The sequence below is a fragment of the Bacillus cereus group sp. BfR-BA-01355 genome (assembly GCF_022663675.1).
Classification (GTDB): Bacteria; Bacillota; Bacilli; order Bacillales; family Bacillaceae_G; genus Bacillus_A; species Bacillus_A thuringiensis_S.
Window position 1 is genome coordinate 57,555 of sequence record NZ_JAKUFY010000018.1, and the last position, 16,196, is coordinate 73,750.

Sequence of the window (16,196 nt, forward strand, 5' to 3'; positions counted from 1 at the left end):
GGTTGATATAGTAGTATAGAAACAGAATGAAAACCGAAAGAGGGTAAGAAGTATGTGTGGTTTTGTAGGATGTTTATGTGAAAACCCTAGAGAGTTTTCAGAAACAGAAAAACATCAATTTGAAAATATGAACACGATGATTTTCCACCGTGGTCCAGATGACGAAGGATATTTTCGTGATGAACATGTACAATTTGGCTTCCGCCGTTTAAGTATCATTGACTTAGAGGCAGGACATCAGCCGCTAACTTATGAAAATGATCGATATGTAATTATTTTTAATGGTGAAATTTACAACTATGTAGAATTACGTGAAATGTTACTTGAAAAAGGTGCAACGTTTGCAACGCAATCTGATACAGAAGTTATTATTGCATTGTATGCACATATGAAAGAAAAATGTGTAGACTACCTTCGTGGTATGTTTGCATTTATGATTTGGGATCGTGAAGAGAAGAAACTTTTCGGTGCACGTGACCACTTCGGTATTAAACCTCTATACATCGCACAGCAAGGTGATACTACATTCTTCGCATCTGAGAAGAAAAGTATTATGCATGTGATGGAAGATAAAGGCGTTAATCCAACGTCACTACAACATTATTTTACGTACCAATATGGCCCAGAGCCAGAAACATTAACAATTGATGTTAATAAAATCGAGCCTGGTCATTATTTCGTAAAAGAAATCGGTAAAGAGATGGAAATCCATCGCTACTGGAAACCTTATTTCAATGCTTCAAGTGCAACGAAAGAGGAGCATATCCAAGCAATTCGTGATGTACTATATGATTCAGTAAAAGTGCATATGCGTAGTGATGTACCAGTAGGTTCATTCTTATCTGGTGGTATCGATTCATCTATCATCGCTTCTATCGCAAGAGAAATGAATCCAAATCTTTTAACATTCTCTGTTGGTTTTGAGCAACGTGGTTTCAGTGAAGTTGATGTTGCAAAAGAAACTGCTGAGAAATTAGGCGTTAAAAACCATAACGTATTCATTTCAGCGAAAGAATTTATGGATGAGTTCCCAAAAATCATTTGGCATATGGATGATCCTTTAGCTGATCCAGCAGCTGTACCATTGTACTTCGTTGCTAAAGAAGCACGTAAACATGTAACAGTTGTTCTTTCAGGTGAAGGCGCAGACGAGCTATTTGGTGGTTATAACATTTACCGTGAGCCAAACTCACTAAAAATGTTCTCTTACATTCCTAGCCCAGGTAAGAGTGTTCTAAAAGCATTGAGTGGTGCTCTTAAAGAAGGATTTAAAGGTAAGAGCTTCCTAGAGCGTGGATGTACACCAATTGAAGAGCGTTACTATGGAAATGCGAAAATCTTCCGTGAAGAAGAAAAAGCTGAATTAATGAAGTATTACAATGAAAGTGTTAACTATATGGATATTACGAAACCATTGTATAACGAGATTAAAGATTATGATGATGTAAGTAAAATGCAGTACATTGACATGTTCACATGGTTACGCGGTGACATTTTATTAAAAGCTGATAAAATGACAATGGCAAACTCATTAGAACTTCGTGTACCGTTCTTAGATAAAGAAGTATTCGATGTTGCATCTAAAATTCCAACTGAACTTAAGATTGCTAACGGAACTACGAAAGCTATTTTACGTGAAGCAGCACGCGGAATCGTTCCAGATCACGTATTAGATCGTAAAAAACTTGGATTCCCAGTACCAATTCGTCACTGGTTAAAAGACGAAATGCATGATTGGGCTATAAATATTATAAACGAAAGTAAGACAGAGCATTTAATCGACAAACAGTATGTATTAAACTTACTGGAAGCACATTGTGCAGATAAAGGCGATTATAGCCGTAAAATTTGGACTGTACTTGCGTTTATGGTATGGCACCAAATTTATGTTGAGCATAAATACGATACGAACAAGTTCCATGAAGAAACAAAACGTGCGTATAGCTTAGTGTAATTAGAAAAACCTTAAGATCGCATACGGTCTTAAGGTTTTTTTCATAAATAGGAAGTATTATTGATACAATAATAGTAAAAGGATGGACAACATATGATTACGTTTGAGAAAGTTACTATAGAAAATGAAAGCGTTGTTAAAGAAATGTTTAAATCGCATAGTTTAGTTGAGAAAAAGGTACAGTATTGTGTGAAAGTTGATGATACATATATTGGTGTAATAGATTATAGTGTTCAAGAGGAACGAGCTGTTTTATCACAGCTAATTATTCATTTTGATTACCAAGGTTATGGTTATGGTACAAATACGTATTTTACATTTGAAGAAATGATGAAACAAAGAAATGTGAAAGAAATAAAAGTGCTACAAGAGGAATTAACAGAAAAAGCGCATTCTTTCATAGAGAGTTTTGGCTTTACTTCAGAAGATGGAGCGTATGTGAAGAAAATATAACGATGATTATTTATGCGATACAATAAATATAAGGCAGGTGGATGTATGACAATGACTTCTGGTCTTGTATTAATTGGAGGGTGCTTTATAGTAGCAGAACTATGTCATATAATCATTCGGAAAAGAATGATTAAGAAAAGAAAGCCGTATGAATTACAATACGTCCCTGTCTTTTTCATTATATTTTGTATGCTTAGTACATTACAAAATATAATGAACTTTCCACCACTTGTGAATGTTTTTTTAAAGTTCGGTTTACTTTATAGTGGTGTTGGAATAGTACTTTTATTTATTTTATTTTGCATACGTTATATTCACTATCAATCGTATATATTTATTTTAAATTGGTTAAAGCAAGATGATAGAAACCGCCTTACATAAGGCGGTTTTTTTATTTGTGATTGTAACAGAACTTGTACATTTCACATAAAATAGGACGAGTAGCAATGCTAACATATTACAAGAAAGGGGCGGGGTAGTAAAATGAAATTTGTTATAGACGCAGGGCACGGTGGATATGATTCTGGTGCTGTTGGTAATGGCTTAGTAGAAAAAAACTTAACGCTTCAAATTGCTAGACGCGTTCGAGATATTTTAACGGTAAATTACCCAATTACAATTAAAATGACACGTGATAGTGACGTGTTTATTTCCTTATCGGAACGTGCTAATATTGCTAATGCTTTTGGTGCGGATTATTTTATTTCATTTCATATTAATAGCGGCGGGGGTACAGGTTTTGAAAGCTATATTTATAATGCGTTATCCAACAGCAGCACTGCATATGCAAAGCAACAAAAGATGCATACAGCAGTAAATCCTGTATTAACAAAATACGGTCTTCGTGATCGAGGAGCAAAAAAAGAAAATTATGCGGTATTAAGAGAAACCGCAATGGATGCAATTTTAACTGAGACTGCCTTTATTGATACAACGTTTGATGCAAATTTATTAAAGAATCCACAATTTATTGAAGATCTAAGTCAAGCGTATGCAAATGGAATAGCGGCTATTTTTGGAGTAGCTCCAAATCCACAACCTCCAAACCCACAACCGACACCTCAAACGAAGGGAATCGCTTATATCCTTGGGAAAAATGTAAATTTAAGAAATGGTCCATCAACTTCTTCCTCAGTTATTCGTCAATTAAATTCTCCAGAATCTTACGTTGTATATCAGGAAAGTAACGGATGGTTAGATTTGGGGAATGGACAATGGATGTATAATGATCCTTCTTACATTAATTTTGTAAAGACAAGCAATAGTGATGGAAGTCCAATTGGGGTTGCATATATACAAGGGATGAATGTAAATTTAAGAAGTGGTCCATCAACTACATCTGCAGTTATCCGTCAATTAAATCCTCCAGAATCTTATTTAGTATATATAAATGAAAATGGCTGGTTAAACCTTGGTGGAAATCAGTGGGTATATAATGATCCATCGTATATTAAGTATACTCAATATTAGGAATTAAAATGATAATGCAATATGGATGCGTATCTTTGTTATGTATAACTCAGATACGCATTGTAATAACAACATAAATTTTCATACTTATACACTATATGTTAAAAAGAAACATTAGAAAAGCCAATAGAATCGAAATGGTATATATTAAAAAAGTTTTCTGATATACATTGACAATGTATGTAGTATACATTAATCTTTAATTGTTAATGATAATCGATTTCATCTAGGGAGGACATATGATACATACTAAAAAACTAATTATGTTCTGCATTATGATACTCATGGTTGTAATTGCAGGATGTAGTAAAGAAGAGAAAAAAGAAAATGATATATCAGCTAAAGCAAAAGATTCATATACGGTCAAGCATGCAATGGGCGAAACGACAGTAAATGGTACACCTAAAAAAGTTGTTGTTTTAACAAATGAAGGTGCAGAGGCTCTCCTAGCTGTGGGCGTAACGCCAGTGGGGACTACGAAACCACGTGCTGGTGATGAATGGTACCCTCATGTAGCGACAGAATTAAAAAATACGGAAGTTGTAGGAACTGAACGTGATATTAATTTAGAAGCAGTAATGAAGCTTAAGCCAGATTTAATTATCGGAAATAAAATGCGTCACGAAAAAATATATGATCAGCTAAAAGAAATCGCACCAACTGTTTATGCAGAAACATTACGCGGTGATTGGAAAGAAAACTTTACGCTTTATACAAAAGCTGTAAATAAAGAAAAAGAAGGGCAAAAAGCTCTTGAAGATTATAAAAAACGTATTGAAGGAATGAAAGAGAAGTTAGGCGATAAATTGAATTCTAAAGTTTCTATTATTCGTTTCGTGCCAGGTGATGTTCGTATTTATCAAAAAAACTCATTCTCGGGAGTTGTTTTAAATGATATTGGATTTAAACGACCACCATTACAAGATAAAGATGATTTTGCGATAAAAGGAATTACAAAAGAGCAAATTCCAAATATGGACGGGGACTACTTATTTTATTTCACGTCTGATAAAGATGCAGATAAGAATAATGAAGGAAATTCGTTAGCAAAGGAATGGACAGAAGATCCACTCTTTAAGCAACTACAGGTTTCTAAAAATAATAAAGTATTCCAAGTGGATGAAGTAATCTGGAATACAGCAGGCGGTATTAAAGCTGCGAATCTTATGTTAGATGATATTGAAAAATATTTCCTTAAATAAATGATAAAATACATCACTTTTACGAAGTGATGTATTTTTTGTTCGTGAAAATACAGAAAATTCCTTCTTTAAGGGTGACATAAGTTGTACAATAAAATCAATCATGTGATAAAGGAGTGGGGAAGAATGAAAGCTACTCATAAAGAGTGGATCTTGTTTAATGGGAGAATGATTAATACGAAGGAAGAACAGCCGATGGTCGCATTAGAAGAGCGCGGCTTCCAATTTGGTGATGGTATTTATGAAGTATTTAGACTATACGATGGCAAGCCTCATTTATTAGATTTACATTTGGAACGATTCTTTAACTCTATGGCAGAAATAAAACTAATTCCACCATTTACGAAGGAAGAATTAGTGGAAGAGTTACATCAAATGATTGAAAAAAATCAATTTCAAGAAGATGGGAATGTATATTTACAAATATCAAGAGGTGCACAACCACGCAATCATGTATATGAATCAGATTTACAACCGACATATTTTGCAAATCTTGTTTCGTTCCCAAGACCAGTTGCTTCAATGAAGGCAGGGATTAAGGTAACGGTAGAAGAGGACATCAGGTGGAAGTTTTGCCATATAAAATCATTAAATCTTTTACCAAATATCATGATTAAAAATAAAATAAATGAACAAGGGTATCAAGAAGCAATATTAGTACGAGATGGCATTGTGACTGAAGGGTGTCATTCGAATTTCTTTATGGTGAAAAATAATAAATTGATTACACATCCGGCTGACAATTTCATTCTACAGGGCATTACGCGGCACTATGTTATTACATTAGCGAAAGAGTTACATATCGAAGTAGAGGAACGAGAGTTTTCATTACAAGAAGTATATGAGGCTGATGAGTGCTTCTTTACAGCGACGCCGCTTGAAATATTCCCAGTCGTTCAAATTGGTGATGAACAGTTTGGAAACGGCGAAAGAGGACCAATTACAAAGAAACTCCAAGTGGCATATGAAGAAAGTATTAGATTGTTTAAAGTTATGAACTAATATTGAAGAAAAAAGCTGATATTCCTCCAGCTTTTTTTCATGATATAATTCAAGCGTAGGACAAGATTTGAAAACGCTGTAAAAAGGGGATTTAATGTATGAATTATGAAGGTTTTAAAGAAGTAATTCACGGAAGACGAAGTGTTAGAAAGTTCACAGAACAAGAAGTATCTACTAATGATATAAAAGAAATAATTGATTGTGCTCGTTATGCACCGAGCGATACGAACTCACAAACGTGGGAATTCTTGGTCATTATGAACCGAGAGAAGATTAAAGAAATTGAACAAATGACATGGGATGCTTTACATAAACTTGCGGCAAAAGCAACAGATAATGGAGAAGAGAAAGCAGGGAAATTACTTACGCGTTCTTTCGGACCATATGCGACAGCTTTCTCTGAGGCACCAGTATTAATCGTATGCTTGGCAACACCATATGAATCAAAGTTTCGTGAAAAGATATTTGATCCCATTGCTTTTGTTCCAGATTCAGTTTGGGAAGAAGAAGGGATTAAGAGTAGCTGTTTAGCGGCACAAAACTTAATGTTAGCTGCACATGCAAAGGGACTTGGTACTTGTCCAATGACAGGGCCAGTATTGCTAGCTCAAGATGAACTGCGCCAATATTTACAAATTGAGCCTGAAAAACAAATAAATATGGTTATTTCACTCGGATTTCCGAAAGATAAGCCAAAAAAACTTCCAAGAAAAGAAGTAGAAGAAATCACAACATTTGTTTTTTAAAGTGCAAAATAAAAAGACATTGGACATATCAATGTCTTTTTATTTTGGAGCGGGTATTATATCGATTTGTTGGGCTAAAATGATAAATAAGAAGGAATTACTATTTATTTCATAAAAAAAATTAATGTTCTATTAAGGAAAGTATGATACATTAATCGTGAGCAAGCTTCTATATGTTCATAAAAGTTTTAAAAGTTATTTTTGTATAATAAATTATAATCAAATGACAGGGGGGATGAATTTTGAAAAAATTCATAATCACTGGATTGTCTGTATTGTTATTAGTAGGTTGCGGTGCTCCACAGGAAAAAGAGGACGCGCAATCAAAACAGGAAGAACAAGTTGTAAACGCAAGTGATGAGAATATGGTTGTATTTCCTGAAGGCGCAATGTCAATTGGAGAAGGGAAAGTAAAAGTTATTACTCCAGATGGTACTTCTGAAAATGGAAATATACCGACTGTATTCATCAAAAAGGATACTTTAATTCAGCAAGTTGAATTAGAACTTTCTAATTTTCAAAGTGATAAAGAAACATTCATATTTGTAGATCAAATGTATACAGATAAACATCAAGTAACTAGTACAACACAGACAACAGTACAATTAAAAGAAAAGACGCTGGAAACAGGTAGTCATACAATTACTGCAGTTCAGTATGAAAACAATGACCCGAAAGGAAAGGTTATTAGTTTTAATCAAGCAACATTTGAGACAAAGCCTGCGTCTTAATCAGAATAAAAAGTACATTACTCAAAAAAGTAGTGTGCTTTTTTGTTTGGATGGAATGGTGTAATAGGGAATAATTTATTTCGTTTTCTAGTACGATTAAGCAGTAAGGAATCACTTGTTACTACTATGATGGAGAAAAAGGTTGAAGGTATGAATCGATATGTTCGTATCTTCTTGATTAGTATAATCATGTCAGTAATTTGGTTTACTATACAAGACGTTAATCAACTTACGTTTAATTATCAAACTTATGACTTGTTAATGGGAAGTATATGTTTTGTCATTGTGTGCCTGTTTTATGATAAACTTTGATTAAGATAAGTTTTACAAGAAAAATGTAGGTATTTCATTTGAAATGTCGAATAGTACATACGATGTCGTAATAACAAATTTTCTATTGTTTACTGTGAAACAGGAGAAGGGGAGATAGTAGTTATGAAACGAGCTCTTATTAATATTGATTATACATATGATTTTGTAGCGGAAAAAGGCGCTTTAACTTGCGGAAAACCAGGTCAAGAAATCGAACAGGAAATTGTACATATAACGAAGCAATATATTGAAAATGGAGATTACGTAGTGTTTGCAATTGATAAACATGAAGAAAATGATGAATATCATCCCGAAGCGAAATTATTCCCTCCTCATAATATAGCAGGTACAAATGGTAGAGACTTATTCGGTGAGTTACAAGAAGTATACGAAACATATAAAAATGCTGAGAATGTATATTATATGGATAAAACGCGATACAGTGCGTTTGCTGGAACAGATTTAGAGATGAAGTTAAGAGAAAGAGGAATAGAAGAAGTTCATCTTGTAGGTGTTTGTACTGATATTTGCGTTCTTCATACAGCAGTAGATGCGTATAATAAAGGATTTAAAATTGTTGTTTATGAAAAGGCAGTTGCATCTTTTAATGCGCAAGGGCATGAATTTGCACTTGGACATTTTAAATCTTGTTTACATGCAGAAGTGAAATGAAAAAGAGGCCTTTAAAAAGGTCTCTTTTTTGCGTTTAAACCGAGACGACATTTTGCTCAATTAATTTTTTTATGAATGGACTAATATTTTGTGGTAGCTCATTTAAATTAAAAAACTGTACATGTAATGATTCGACTCGATCAGCTTGTAGCGAGCCACCTGTAATATCTTTGCAAAGGTAAGCGATTGTCATAGGGTAAAATTCATCTCCGTTCGGTAATTTCACAAAAAATTCTTTACCTGAAAATACACTTACTAGCTGAAGTGTACCAATTTCAATTCCTGTTTCTTCAAGTACTTCTCGTCTTCCAGCTTCTTCTGTAGATTCACCAAGTTCCACAAAACCTCCTGGGACACCCCACATGCCATTTCGCCTTTGTTGTAGTAATATTTGTCCTTGTTCATTGAAAACAGCTACCGCAACGCCTGCTAAATTGAGTGGCCTTGATCCAACAACTTCTCTTAGTTCTTCAATATATCCCATTGGTTGTAACCTCCGTGAGTAATAATATTTTCAAATGAACTATTCGATATAATGTAAATGTTTTCCTTTTGTTGAGATGAGTAGTGTAGTTTTAAAGTAAAGTCATAAAAAATTTCAATTGCCAGCTCCCTTTAGGTTATGAAAAAGGGTATATTTATAGAAGAATGTCTAATGAATTTAAAAAATATAGCGGCTTTGTATAGAATTTTTATTAGTTAAGGAAGTGGATGGATGAGTTTATTAACGTATACTGAAGAATTTTTTAATTATGTAAGGGAGTTTTTACTTTTAAGATTTTTGCTATTTGCTTTAGTTTTAATCATTATTTCGTTTGTAATAAACCGTATTATTGATTGGTTTTTTAGGAAATCAAGCTTTTTTGATGAAGAGGTAGAGCAGACGATTCAAAGTGTAATTCGATCTATTTTTAGATATATCATTATCATCAGTCTTATCATATATTTAATTAGCCAATTTGTAGATATAAAAAGTATTATTGCAGGTGCAGGGATAGCTGGAGTTGTCATCGGTTTTGCTGCACAACAGATGCTAAAAGATGTTATATTAGGCTTTGCAAGATTAGCGGACAAAGAGTTTCGAGTTGGTGATTTTGTAACTTTTAACGGAACAAATTCAGGAACTATTGAAGAGATTAGTATTCGTTTTATGCAAATACGTGAATGGTCAGGAAAATTACTTACCATCCCACACGGAGAGATTAGAACGATACAAAATTTTAATAAAGGATGGATGCGTGTAATTGAACGCATCACGGTAAGTTATCAGGAAGATCCAACAAGAGTGAAGGAATTGTTAGAAGAAGTATGTGTTATATGCAATGAAAAATTGGATCAAACTCTTTATAGAGTAGAGGATGAGGCTGTTGAACCATTTAAATACGTCGGTGTTACAGACTTAAATCCTAACCTGAAATATGTTGGCTATGAATTTTGTATTACAGGTTTAATAAAGCCAGAAGATTATTTTGAAACTTCTAGACAAGTAAGATTTGAATTAATGTCTATATTCCATAAGAATCAAGTGCAAATGCCGGCAGCGAATATGGTTGTTACTACTGAAAGTTTACAGCATATTCATGGTGGACAATCTTTATCGGACAGCTAAAGTAGAATCGCTTGTTAACAAAAATTCTGATTCCAACATTGGATAGAATAACAATAATAAAATGATTGATATAAAGAAAGGGCTGAAGGAATTCGGTTCTTTTTTTATTTATAGAATTTAGAAATTTCTTAATGTTATAATTGTAGTTGGTGATGAGAATGAACTTTGAAGAAAAAGAGATGCATCGTTTAGAAGCATTAAAAGAAATTGCTGAATTATTAAATGAAGCAACAAACTTACAGGATATGTTAGAAAAAGTGTTGCATACATTGTTACAAGTAATGAATTTACAAACAGGGTGGATATTCTTTATTGATGAAAGTGGAAAGCATAGCATGCTTGTAGACGAAAATTTACCAGAGGCTCTTACGTGGCAAGAGAAGAAGCCGATGTGTGAAGGAAACTGTTGGTGTGTAGAACGTTTTGTGAATGGGAGATTAGAAAAAGCGACTAATATTATTGAATGTAAGCGAATAGAAGATGCAATTGAATGTAATTGGGGAGAGACAGAAGATGTTACACATCATGCGACAATTCCGCTTAGGTCTGGATCAGAGAAATTTGGCCTATTAAATGTAGCCGCGCCTCATAAGACACATTTTTCTGAGGAAGAGTTAGCGTTATTAGAATCAATTGCATTTCAAATTGGAACGACAATACAACGTATTCAATTAGTTGAGAAAGAACGTAAATATGTAGTGGTAGCGGAAAGAAATCGACTTGCACGTGATTTACATGATTCAGTAAAACAATTGTTATTTTCTATTATGCTAACAGCAAAAGGTACTTTGAATATGACGCAAGATAGAGAATTGCAAGAGATGTTAAGTTATATTGGAGAATTATCACAAGAAGCATTACAAGAGATGACGTTATTAATTTGGCAATTAAGACCTGAAGGATTAGAGAAAGGATTAGCAGAAGCAATTCAAAATTACGGGAAGTTGTTAGGAGTTCAAGTGGAAGTTCGAATTGATGGGATGGTTTCAATTGGGGATGAAATAGAAGAAGTTTTATGGCGTATTAGCCAAGAGGCGCTACATAATTGTAAAAAGCATGCTTCGTGTGAAAAGGTACATGTTCTTTTAAAAATAGAAAATAACCAGTTATTTTTTTACATAGAAGATAATGGAATAGGATTTATACAAGATCAAGTAAGGGAGTCAGCACTTGGCCTGAAAAGTATGAAGGAACGTATTCAATTAATGAAGGGATCGTTTCAAATTATAACAGAGCTGAGAAAGGGTACAAAAATAGAAATTCAATTGCCGATTTGAAGGGGAGAATAAGATTGAAGATTAAATTGCTATTAGTTGAGGATCATCATATCGTTCGAAGAGGACTTGTATTCTTTTTGAAAACGAGAGGAGAATTTGAAATTATTGGGGAAGCGGAAAATGGCGAAGAGGCATTACATTTCGTGCAAAAAGAAAAACCAGATGTCGTACTAATGGATGTATCAATGCCGAAAATGGATGGAATTGAGGCGACAAAACGTCTAAAGCAATACGATGAGACGATAAAGGTACTTATATTAAGTAGTTTTTCAGAGCAAGATTATGTTATACCAGCACTTGAAGCTGGAGCAGATGGTTATCAATTAAAAGAAGTACAACCTGAGCAACTTGTCGCTTCTATTATTGCAGTACATCAAGGAAATGCGAATTTTCACCCGAAAGTAACACCTGCATTAATGGGGCGTTCCGCAGTAAAGAAGGAAATAGAAAATCCTTTTTCAATGTTAACGAAAAGAGAGCAAGAGGTACTTCGTGAAATTGCGAAAGGAAGAAGCAACAAGGAGATTGCAGCAGAACTTCATATTACAGAACAAACTGTGAAAACACACGTTTCAAACGTTTTAGCTAAATTGGAAGTGGATGATCGTACGCAAGCCGCATTATACGCAGTGAAACATGGGGAGAATTATTCATAAGTATGAATAATTCTGTTATATCGTATGACAGAATACATAGGAGCAATTAAAATTTATAGTAATCCCTAATATAGGTTTTTCTTCTTTTAATAATTAGGTACAATAAAGTGAAACTCTAATCAGGGGGGACCATCCCCACTGATGATTAGTTAAACTAATCGATTTTTACAGGATAAAGCTACGATGGAAGGGGAAGATATGCTATGCCTGGTACAAGAAGTGGGATTGGAAAGATTCAGGCTTCGTTAAATGGTTTATCACCGAAATTGCGAAGTATTGCCGAACATATTTTGAAACATCCACAAGATGTTGTACATAAATCTATTACAGAATTAGCTGAAGTTACGAATAGTTCCGAAGCTACGATATTCCGCTTATGTAAACACCTTGGTTTGCAAGGTTTTCAAGATTTAAAGATTACATTAGCCCGTGAAATTGTACATACACCAATGCAAAATATTCATGAAGAGGTATCAGCAGAAGATAGTATGGTAACTGTTGCTAAAAAAGTTTTTCATTCGCATATTACAGGACTGCAAGATACTTTACATTTGCTAAATGAAACAGCACTTGAGCAGGCTGTACGAGCCTTGCAAGAAGCAAGTCGAATTGAGTTTTATGGAAATGGTGGCTCTGGTATTATTGCGATGGATGCGTATCATAAGTTTATGAGAACGGGTATTTCTTGTATCGCTCATACTGATTCGCATTTTCAAATTATGGGAGCAGGTTTACTCTCGAAAAATTCAGTTGTTATTGGCATTTCTCACTCTGGTAGCAATAAAGGATTACTTGAAGCATTAGAAGTAGCGAAAGCAAGAGGGGCCAAAATTATTGCGATTACGAGCTATAAGAAATCAGCATTAAGTCAACTTGCTGATATAACGTTATATACATCAACACGTGAGACTGAGTTCCGCACAGAAGCAAGTTCATCACGATTAGCACAGTTAAGCTTATTAGATACTTTGTATGTAGGGTTGTCGTTGCAGCGACAAGAGGAAACGCTTAAAAATTTACAAAGTATACGTGAAACGATTTCGATGAAGCGAATATAAAAAAGCTCTTCAAATGAAGAGCTTTCAGACTGTAGACAAACTATTTTTGGAGAGTTCAGATGCTAAAAAAATAGTTTGTCTCTTGTTTTATTGATAATTTATCCAATGACATTTATACGTAGTGCTTTCTATATTACAATTTACTATAAGGGAGGAAGGTGTCTTATGAAAATATCCGTTTATGTTGCAAGTGCATTTAGCAAGGATAATAAAGGCGGAAATAAAGCAGGAGTGGTATTTATAGAGAATACATTGACTACTACTCAAAAAATGGAAATATCCAAACGACTGGGCTATGCGGAAACCGCATTTATATCAGAATCTGAAATTGCTGATTATAAATTTGAGTATTTTACACCAAAAGAAGAAGTTGATTTATGTGGTCATGCCACAATCGGCTCTTTCAAGATACTGATGCATTTAAATAAAATTTTCAAGAATCGCTATACGATTGAAACGAACAGCGGTGTTCTTGCTATTACCATAAAAGATGACATTATATTCATGGAACAAAACAAACCGATATTCTATGATGTTGTATCTCCAAACGAGTTCATCGACTGTTTTGACATTAAAGATATAGACAATAATTACCCAATTCAAATTGTCTCCACGGGCTTAAAAGATATTTTAATTTCTATAAAAAGCGAAACACAATTACATACACTGCAACCTAACTTTGAAAAAATTAAAGAAATCAGCAAGTATTATAATGTTGTCGGGATGCATCTATACACTTTTAATGACAATCGAATTATATGCAGAAATTTTGCTCCACTATACGATATCAATGAAGAAGCAGCGACTGGAACTTCAAACGGTGCATTAGCTTGCTACCTTTATGAACAGCACTACTTGCAAAAAGAAGTTTATGTATTTGAACAAGGTTATTCTTTACACTCGCCTTCTGAAATATTAGTTAAATTAGCAACCAATAGCAAAAATAAAATAGAAAAAGTTTATGTTGGTGGCAAAGGCTATTACTGTGAAACTAAGTTTTTAAATGTAGAAAATATTGAGTAAAGAGCTTTTTTTATCGTTGAGAAGTTTGTTGATTTATTTTCTTTTAGAAATGTATGACTTACATATAGTCAGTGATAAACTCTCATTTTTAAAAATTTAAAATAAAGAACGATTTGTGTAATAATTCAAACATTGTTCATAATTTCACAAATTGTTTATGAAGTGTCATGTTATGATGAAGATGTAATGATGATTGAACACTTAAATTTGGTACAATAACTAGCCAAAGTAGTGAGGAGAGTAGTTGTGAGATAAACTCATTAAAACGCTAAAACACTAAAGGGGAGATCACATATGAAAGCAGTAGTGGTTAATAAAAACAGCAAAGCAAACATCGAAGTGGTTGAAAAAGAATTACGTCCGTTACGCTCAGGTGAAGCGTTAGTAGATGTAGAGTATTGTGGAGTTTGCCACACTGATTTACACGTTGCGAATCATGATTTTGGTAACACTGATGGCCGTATTCTTGGTCATGAGGGTGTAGGTATTGTTACGAAAATAGCTGATGATGTTAATTCGCTAAAGATAGGTGACCGTGTAAGTATTGCATGGATGTTCCAATCTTGTGGACGTTGTGAATATTGCGTAACTGGTAGAGAAACATTTTGCCGTGAAGTTAAAAACGCAGGTTATTCAGTAGATGGTGGTATGGCTGAACAATGTATCGTTACAGCTGATTATGCGGTAAAAGTACCAGAAGGATTAGATCCTGCTCAAGCATCATCAATTACATGTGCTGGTGTAACTACATATAAAGCTATTAAAGTATCAGATATTAAACCTGGTCAACCTATTGTAATCTATGGCTGCGGTGGATTAGGTAACTTAGCTATCCAATATGCTAAAAATGTATTTGGTGCAAAGGTAATCGCAGTAGACATTAATGACGACAAATTAGCCTTAGCGAAAGAAGTTGGTGCTGATATGACTATCAATCCAATTTCTCAAGGTCCTGCTGATAAAATTGTTCAAGAGGAGCTTGGTGGCGCTTATGCTGCGGTAGTAACAGCAGTCTCTAAAGTAGCCTTTAACTCAGCAGTTGATGCAGTACGTGCTTGCGGTAAAGTAGTTGCAGTAGGGCTACCAGTAGAAACAATGGACTTAAACATCCCGCGACTTGTACTGGATGGAATTGAAGTAGTTGGTTCTCTAGTTGGTACTCGTAAAGATTTGGAAGAGGCGTTTATGTTTGGGGCAGAAGGAAAAGTAGTGCCGGTTGTTCAAACTTGTTCGCTAGATAAAGTACAAAATGTATTCGAAGAAATGGAACAAGGTAGAATTCAAGGGCGTATGGTAATTGATTTTAAAAAACATAATTGTGATTGCAAATAATTCACTTTAAATATAAAAATTGTGAGTCTAGCAAAGGACATGTAAAAAAAGTTAGACGGCATAAAAAGATGATCCCTGTATTTAATAGGGATCATCTTCTTTATTTTCTACTAATATCGATGCCAATTAATACTTGATTAATGAGAAATGATTAAAGGTTTACTTTATTTGCAAACGAAAAAGAATCTTTATGTTTAACAAATTTTTTATGATCTGGAACGTTTTGAATTGCTACAATTTGCGAATCTCTTGCTTTCAGTGCATCTTGAATCCCGATGGTCATAAGCTTAATAAATAGAATCGTAATAAAGAATGAAGCGAGAGTATAAAAAATAATCCACCATGAAAGATTCATTTCATTACGATTTAATCCAATAAGGCCTGCCCAATCATTAGATAGAGAAACAGGTTTGAGCACTCCGTCATAGAGTTCACGCATTTGTATGCCGCCAATTACAATGTTAAGCAACGCTAAATGGATAACGAGTATGAGTGTTTGGACGATATGTTCCATAAATAATACAAATAAGCGGTCAAGTAATAAGACTCGTAAGTGTTTTTTAATAATATGAAAACGACTAGCCCCCAGTAATTGTGAACTTAAGATGTAATCTTGTTTCATAAATTCATCAACCTCTGAGGATATGTATAAAGAAAGTGTAGGCAGAGCGACGAAAATAAGTACGAGTACTTGATAAA

At 34.1% G+C, this 16,196-nt stretch carries 16 protein-coding genes and 1 pseudogene; 15 read left to right on the forward strand and 2 right to left on the reverse strand.

Features of this window, described 5'->3' with window-relative positions; genetic code table 11:
* The first annotated feature begins 52 nt into the window (after window positions 1–52).
* From asnB to MR167_RS08710, 9 genes are all read left to right on the forward strand, one after another.
* Window positions 53–1,954 (forward strand): asparagine synthase (glutamine-hydrolyzing), encoded by a 1,902-nt coding sequence (gene asnB / locus MR167_RS08665; RefSeq protein ID WP_000333819.1) that lies wholly within the window; start codon window positions 53–55, stop codon window positions 1,952–1,954.
* 93 nt (window positions 1,955–2,047) lie between these two features.
* On the forward strand, window positions 2,048–2,407 hold the full coding sequence (locus tag MR167_RS08670; protein WP_242314393.1) for a GNAT family N-acetyltransferase: 360 nt from the start codon (window positions 2,048–2,050) through the stop codon (window positions 2,405–2,407).
* 51 nt (window positions 2,408–2,458) lie between these two features.
* A complete protein-coding gene (locus MR167_RS08675; RefSeq protein ID WP_000200457.1) occupies window positions 2,459–2,788 on the forward strand; it encodes a hypothetical protein in 330 nt (109 codons plus the stop codon).
* 102 nt (window positions 2,789–2,890) lie between these two features.
* Window positions 2,891–3,877, forward strand: a complete 987-nt coding sequence (locus tag MR167_RS08680) for an N-acetylmuramoyl-L-alanine amidase (RefSeq protein WP_242314394.1) — start codon at window positions 2,891–2,893, stop codon at window positions 3,875–3,877.
* Window positions 3,878–4,116: 239 nt separating this feature from the next.
* Window positions 4,117–5,079, forward strand: coding sequence for an ABC transporter substrate-binding protein (locus MR167_RS08685; protein WP_242314396.1), 963 nt, complete (start codon window positions 4,117–4,119; stop codon window positions 5,077–5,079).
* Between the two features lie 126 nt (window positions 5,080–5,205).
* Entirely contained in the window at window positions 5,206–6,081 is an 876-nt protein-coding gene (gene dat / locus MR167_RS08690; protein ID WP_000648395.1) for a D-amino-acid transaminase, read from the forward strand.
* Between the two features lie 98 nt (window positions 6,082–6,179).
* Window positions 6,180–6,827 carry a nitroreductase family protein gene (locus tag MR167_RS08695; RefSeq protein WP_001105348.1) on the forward strand — a complete coding sequence of 216 codons (648 nt, stop codon included), beginning with the start codon at window positions 6,180–6,182 and terminating at the stop codon, window positions 6,825–6,827.
* A gap of 242 nt (window positions 6,828–7,069) precedes the next feature.
* Window positions 7,070–7,558, forward strand: coding sequence for a putative periplasmic lipoprotein (locus MR167_RS08700; protein ID WP_000713494.1), 489 nt, complete (start codon window positions 7,070–7,072; stop codon window positions 7,556–7,558).
* 435 nt (window positions 7,559–7,993) lie between these two features.
* Complete coding sequence (locus tag MR167_RS08710) at window positions 7,994–8,542, forward strand: cysteine hydrolase family protein (protein ID WP_000816791.1); 549 nt, start codon at window positions 7,994–7,996, stop codon at window positions 8,540–8,542.
* A 34-nt stretch (window positions 8,543–8,576) separates the two neighbouring features.
* On the opposite strand, the gene MR167_RS08715 is transcribed toward MR167_RS08710, so the two are convergent.
* Window positions 8,577–9,026, reverse strand: a complete 450-nt coding sequence (locus MR167_RS08715) for an NUDIX hydrolase (RefSeq protein ID WP_000540506.1) — start codon at window positions 9,024–9,026, stop codon at window positions 8,577–8,579.
* Between the two features lie 231 nt (window positions 9,027–9,257).
* Between MR167_RS08715 and MR167_RS08720 the strand changes: the two genes are divergently transcribed.
* The 6 genes from MR167_RS08720 (at window position 9,258) to adhP (ending at window position 15,497) form a co-directional block, all read left to right on the forward strand.
* Complete coding sequence (locus MR167_RS08720; RefSeq protein ID WP_000055429.1) at window positions 9,258–10,151, forward strand: mechanosensitive ion channel family protein; 894 nt, start codon at window positions 9,258–9,260, stop codon at window positions 10,149–10,151.
* A gap of 158 nt (window positions 10,152–10,309) precedes the next feature.
* Window positions 10,310–11,428: a two-component system sensor histidine kinase CasK gene (gene casK / locus MR167_RS08725; protein WP_001008458.1), complete on the forward strand. Its 1,119-nt coding sequence runs from the start codon at window positions 10,310–10,312 to the stop codon at window positions 11,426–11,428.
* 14 nt (window positions 11,429–11,442) lie between these two features.
* Window positions 11,443–12,084, forward strand: a complete 642-nt coding sequence (gene casR / locus MR167_RS08730; RefSeq protein WP_000694653.1) for a two-component system response regulator CasR — start codon at window positions 11,443–11,445, stop codon at window positions 12,082–12,084.
* 203 nt (window positions 12,085–12,287) lie between these two features.
* Window positions 12,288–13,142: a MurR/RpiR family transcriptional regulator gene (locus tag MR167_RS08735; protein ID WP_001119645.1), complete on the forward strand. Its 855-nt coding sequence runs from the start codon at window positions 12,288–12,290 to the stop codon at window positions 13,140–13,142.
* A 165-nt stretch (window positions 13,143–13,307) separates the two neighbouring features.
* On the forward strand, window positions 13,308–14,165 hold the full coding sequence (locus MR167_RS08740) for a PhzF family phenazine biosynthesis protein (RefSeq protein WP_242314398.1): 858 nt from the start codon (window positions 13,308–13,310) through the stop codon (window positions 14,163–14,165).
* Between the two features lie 294 nt (window positions 14,166–14,459).
* Window positions 14,460–15,497: an alcohol dehydrogenase AdhP gene (adhP, locus tag MR167_RS08745; protein WP_000649140.1), complete on the forward strand. Its 1,038-nt coding sequence runs from the start codon at window positions 14,460–14,462 to the stop codon at window positions 15,495–15,497.
* Window positions 15,498–15,648: 151 nt separating this feature from the next.
* Here the strand turns inward: adhP and MR167_RS08750 are convergent.
* Window positions 15,649–16,196 (reverse strand): annotated as a pseudogene (locus tag MR167_RS08750) (peptide ABC transporter permease); the annotation flags it as partial.

Coding starts and splice junctions, on each gene's coding strand:
- asnB (WP_000333819.1), top strand. CDS start 53: ATGTGTGGTTTTGTAGGATGTTTATGTGAAAACCCTAGAGAGTTTTCA.
- MR167_RS08670 (WP_242314393.1), top strand. CDS start 2,048: ATGATTACGTTTGAGAAAGTTACTATAGAAAATGAAAGCGTTGTTAAA.
- MR167_RS08675 (WP_000200457.1), top strand. CDS start 2,459: ATGACTTCTGGTCTTGTATTAATTGGAGGGTGCTTTATAGTAGCAGAA.
- MR167_RS08680 (WP_242314394.1), top strand. CDS start 2,891: ATGAAATTTGTTATAGACGCAGGGCACGGTGGATATGATTCTGGTGCT.
- MR167_RS08685 (WP_242314396.1), top strand. CDS start 4,117: ATGATACATACTAAAAAACTAATTATGTTCTGCATTATGATACTCATG.
- dat (WP_000648395.1), top strand. CDS start 5,206: ATGAAAGCTACTCATAAAGAGTGGATCTTGTTTAATGGGAGAATGATT.
- MR167_RS08695 (WP_001105348.1), top strand. CDS start 6,180: ATGAATTATGAAGGTTTTAAAGAAGTAATTCACGGAAGACGAAGTGTT.
- MR167_RS08710 (WP_000816791.1), top strand. CDS start 7,994: ATGAAACGAGCTCTTATTAATATTGATTATACATATGATTTTGTAGCG.
- MR167_RS08715 (WP_000540506.1), bottom strand. CDS start 9,026: ATGGGATATATTGAAGAACTAAGAGAAGTTGTTGGATCAAGGCCACTC.
- MR167_RS08720 (WP_000055429.1), top strand. CDS start 9,258: ATGAGTTTATTAACGTATACTGAAGAATTTTTTAATTATGTAAGGGAG.
- casK (WP_001008458.1), top strand. CDS start 10,310: ATGAACTTTGAAGAAAAAGAGATGCATCGTTTAGAAGCATTAAAAGAA.
- MR167_RS08735 (WP_001119645.1), top strand. CDS start 12,288: ATGCCTGGTACAAGAAGTGGGATTGGAAAGATTCAGGCTTCGTTAAAT.
- MR167_RS08740 (WP_242314398.1), top strand. CDS start 13,308: ATGAAAATATCCGTTTATGTTGCAAGTGCATTTAGCAAGGATAATAAA.
- adhP (WP_000649140.1), top strand. CDS start 14,460: ATGAAAGCAGTAGTGGTTAATAAAAACAGCAAAGCAAACATCGAAGTG.